Genomic DNA, 1,589 nt, shown 5'->3' with positions numbered 1-1,589 from the left:
ACATTTTCGCGGAGCTGGGGGCGGCGGGACGCGCCCTGCCCGACCGTGCCGGCTTCATCCCAACAGTGAAGGTCCGGTACGAGGGCAAGGTACAGTACGCCGACCTGCCGGTGCACGTCACCTCCGAAGCCGAGGCGCGCCCCTTGCCCGACGACTACCCCGGCGAGGCGGTGCAGCAGGAGTGGTCGGGCACCGTCGCCAGCGGCCGGGCGAACCTCTTCACCGAAGACCGGGCCGCGCTGGCCGAGGTGTTCGGGCGGCTGGTGCCGCTGCTGCTGCGCCGGCACGGCGGCGACCGGCGTCCGCTGGACGTCCGCCTCACCCGCTACTTCGTGGCGGCGACCCGCAGCAAACCCGGCAGCATCGACCCTTCGGTGGGTGAAGGCGTGCGCGGGATCTTCGCCGGGGCACTGGCGGCGGCGCAGCCGGTGGACCGGGCCCAGCTGACCCCGGCGGACTTGGGCCAGCGGCTCCCGGTCGGCGCGCGGAACATCCAGCACTTGAAACTCAAGGACCCCACGTTGAACGAGGGGTACTTGCTGACCGTCCACCCCGACCCGCGCCCCGGCTGGACGGCGGCCGACTACCGGCAGGCCCGCGAGCTGGACGGGCTGCAGTTCGTCCCGTCCCGGGCCGCGCTCGTCGACGCCGCGGTGTGGGAGCTGCGGCACGTCGTGGCGGGCGCGGTGGGCCGGGCGGTCGAGCAGGCGAAGGCCGCCGCGGACAAGACCGCCACCGTGGAACCGATCAGCCTGCGCCTGCAGAGCCACATCGCGGCATCGGCGCAGGTGCACCAGAGCCGGCAGACCCGCCTGGCGACGCAGGTCGGGGAGCTGGTGACCGCCGCCCTGGACGCCCACCGGCAACCGGACGGGACGCTCCCCGGCGGGGTGCGGATCATCTCACCCAGGGTCGTGGTCGTGGCCGGGAAGCCCCGGACCGAGCAGACCGTCGTCGGCGTCACCGTGGGCGGGGATACCGCCGGGGTTCCCGGCCCCCGGCCGGCGGCTGCGACCAGGCCGGCGGGGCGGCGTGCGGTGGCGCTGGCCGAACCCGGCCTGCCCGGTCTGCAGTGGCAGGGGACCCGCCTGCGCGGCCCCGGCTTGCTGGACCCCGCCGACTTGGAGAAGCTGTGGTCCTGGGCCAACGTCATGTGGCCCTTGATGAAGGCGCGGCAGGAAAACCGTGTCGGACCGTTCGAGCTGCAGGTCGTGCAGTACGACAGGCTCCCGCGTGACCCGGGCGATCGCGCCCGGTTGGAGGAGGTCCCGCGGAGGCTGGTGCTGGGTATGCTGTCCGCGGTAGCCGGCCGGGACGGGCTGCGCCGTCCGGCGGACTATCCCGAGCAAGCCGTCTCGGTGGTCTTGCGGGCGCGGAAGGGGATTAACAGGGGGTTCGAGCTGTGGCTTCAGCCCGATCCGGGCTGGACGGTGGCGGGCTACCAGGCCGCGGGGGCGTTGGATGTGGTGTTCGCTCCGGGTGCGGTGACGCTGCACCCGGTGCAGGAGCAGCGGGTGCGGTGGATGATCGCGCAAGCGGCCCGGCGGGCGGCGGCTGCCGGTGTGGACCGGTTCCCGGTGGAAGTGGGG

At 73.8% G+C, this 1,589-nt stretch carries 1 protein-coding gene; it reads left to right on the top strand.

The genetic code is table 11. The annotated features are described in order from the left end of the window. Positions 1-65: 65 nt before the first annotated feature. Positions 66-1,589, top strand: a 1,524-nt coding sequence (locus AB0N03_RS52315) for a hypothetical protein (protein WP_364388988.1), incomplete at its 3' end; no start/stop codon positions are given.

Origin of the sequence: Amycolatopsis sp. NPDC051061 (assembly GCF_040682935.1) — a bacterium.
Taxonomy (GTDB): Bacteria; Actinomycetota; Actinomycetes; order Mycobacteriales; family Pseudonocardiaceae; genus Amycolatopsis.
The sequence above is the reverse complement of the archived record's forward strand: the minus strand, read 5'-3'. Positions and strand labels throughout refer to the sequence as shown.